The 2,389-nt window shown below is 50.9% G+C and carries 3 protein-coding genes; all 3 read right to left on the bottom strand.

Annotated features, from left to right (window positions below; genetic code table 11):
* Positions 1 to 121: 121 nt before the first annotated feature.
* Entirely contained in the window at positions 122 to 1,195 is a 1,074-nt protein-coding gene (locus tag ACTRC3_RS11675) for a sensor histidine kinase (RefSeq protein WP_440323184.1), read from the bottom strand.
* A 46-nt stretch (positions 1,196 to 1,241) separates the two neighbouring features.
* A complete protein-coding gene (gene vanR / locus ACTRC3_RS11670; protein WP_349165508.1) occupies positions 1,242 to 1,943 on the bottom strand; it encodes a VanR-ABDEGLN family response regulator transcription factor in 702 nt (233 codons plus the stop codon).
* A gap of 126 nt (positions 1,944 to 2,069) precedes the next feature.
* A partial coding sequence (locus ACTRC3_RS11665) for a putative ABC transporter permease (RefSeq protein WP_440323183.1) occupies positions 2,070 to 2,389 on the bottom strand: 320 nt, incomplete at its 5' end.

The following is a 2,389-nucleotide window of genomic DNA, read 5'->3' as shown; positions in this document are numbered from 1 at the left end:
CTCGGCGCAGCGGTAGATGGTTGCTGAAGCAACCGCGCCTCGGCGCGAGAATGTGACAACGGCACATTCTTTTTTATTTGACAGGGGAAACTTAGAATGCTTTTTGGAACGAACCGGAGCTTCAGATCGCAGGCAATACCACGGAAAATGTAGTTCCCTGTTTGTCGCTCTCCGCCGAAATCGTCCCGTGATGGGCCGCCACAATCTCCTTCGCGATAGCCAGTCCCAGTCCGGCTCCGCCTTTTTCGGAAGATCTTGCACTGTCCAGCCGGTAAAACTTCTCGAAAATTACGTCCAGCTGTTCCTTGGGAATCTGCGGCCCCTGATTGGTAAAGGTAATATGAATCAGCTCCGCCTCTTTCCGGGCTCGAATCTCGATGACCGTATCAGGAAAGCTATAGACGGCTGCATTTTTCAAAATGTTGTTGAACACCCGGGCAAGCTTGTCCGGATCTCCGGGCAGAATCAGGTTCTCCGGCACGTCCATATGTACGGATTTTCCACTGGGCGTCAGAATCGGATAAAATTCCTCTGCAAGCTGCATCAGCAGAAAGGACAGCGGAATATTTTCCCGGGTCAGAGGGATGCTGTGCAGGTTAAACCGGGTAATTTCAAAAAACTCATTGATGAGCTGTTCCAGCCGGTAAGCCTTGTCTAACGTGATGGACAGATACCGGGCACGCTGTTCCACAGGCAGATCCGGCGCTTCCTTCATCAGATCCAGATAGCCGATGACGGAAGTCAGGGGCGTGCGGATATCGTGGGCCAGGTAGACCACCAGATCGTTTTTGCGCTCCTCGGCCTGGCGTGCGTCCCGCTCCCGTTTTTCCAGAATGTTTTTGCATTCATTGAGTTTCAGCTCCAGAAAACCCATTTCAGGGGAAAGGGTAATGAGTTCGGTCTTTTCATCCAGCAGCGCGTCGCAGCCGGTGGAAATCTCATCGAAATATTCGGTCATCCAGCGGATGGAATAGCGGAATACCACGATGATGGCAATGATGATGGCGCCTGCCAGAATGGTTTCCAGGTTATTGCGGAAGGTGATTTCGTAGATATAAAGGGCGTCGTCGTAGTCCAGATGGAAAAGGCCGGTCAGAAAGCCCACCACTGTATCGCCGAACCGCCCGCGAATCAGCTCCCGCAGCAGGAAAACCGCGCAGATGGACACAAATACCAGCGACAGGATTTTTCGCATCAGTTTTCGTTCAAAGAGGACGTATTTACTGCCCCGCGACTGTTTTTTATTCAATTTTGTACCCCACTCCCCACACGGTCTTGATATACTTGGGTTTCTCGCTGGAATCATTCATCTTTTCCCGCAGATGCCGGATGTGTACCATAATCGTGTTATTATTGCTGCTGTAATATTTCTCGCCCCACACGTCGTAGAAGAGACGGTCGGAGCTGACCACCTGTCCCCGGTTTTTGCAGAGACTCCAGAGAATAGAAAACTCTGTGGGTGTCAGCGCCAGCGGCTGCTCGTTCAGGGTGCAGGTGTGATCCCGTTTATTGATGGTCAGTCCGGAGATGGTAATGGAATCCGGATCCTCTTCCTGGGCGGGCGAATTATTATACTTGGTAAAACGGCGCAGCTGGGCTTTGACCCTTGCAATCAGCTCCAGAGGCCGGAAGGGCTTGGTCATATAATCGTCGGCCCCCAGAGTCAGGCCGGTGATTTTGTCCACCTCTTCATCCTTGGCGGTCAGCATGATGATGGGAAAATTCTGCTTCTCCCGTATTTTCTGGCAGATGGAAAAGCCGCTCATATCCGGCAGCATCACGTCCAGCACTGCCAGATCCGGCGTCTCGGCCTCCATATACGCCAGAGCGTCGGTTCCGTTATAAAAAGTATGCACTTCGTAGGTTTCATTGGTCAGATACAAGGTGATCAAATCCGCAATTTCCTTTTCGTCGTCTACGACTACAATTTTGGCTTCAGCCATAGTAAAAACCTCATTCCTTTAGAAAAATAAATAGTATATTCCGGTAAATGCCGCAAGGGCAGACTGTTTTCACCTCCAGTATACCAGAAAATCATGGAAAAGGATTTAAACTTTTGTGAAAAAATCTTAAGAAGCCATAAATTTATTCAACAGCTTCTCATAGAGGAGCCCGGTCAGAAACCAGACCGGCGCGTAGTCCAGCCTTATGACCCCTTTTACATTGAGACGGGCATGACTGTAATCCCAGGGGCAGATGCCCCGTTTTTTCAGAAACATGCCGCTCAGATACTCTGTCAGGAAAATCCCACCCGCATAGACGCTGCCCCGCACCCAGACGCTTTTTTTCCGGAGCAGCCGGGAAATGGGCGCGAACAGAAAGGCCATCCCGTAAATGGGAAACATCCAGATGGAGGAATGTCCCATCAGTTTCATCTGCCGCCGCTGCA

The sequence above is a fragment of the Laedolimicola sp. genome (assembly GCF_051972735.1).
GTDB lineage: Bacteria > Bacillota > Clostridia > Lachnospirales > Lachnospiraceae > Laedolimicola > Laedolimicola intestinihominis.
Note: the sequence above shows the minus strand (reverse complement) of the source record. Positions and strands in the feature narration are given on the sequence as shown.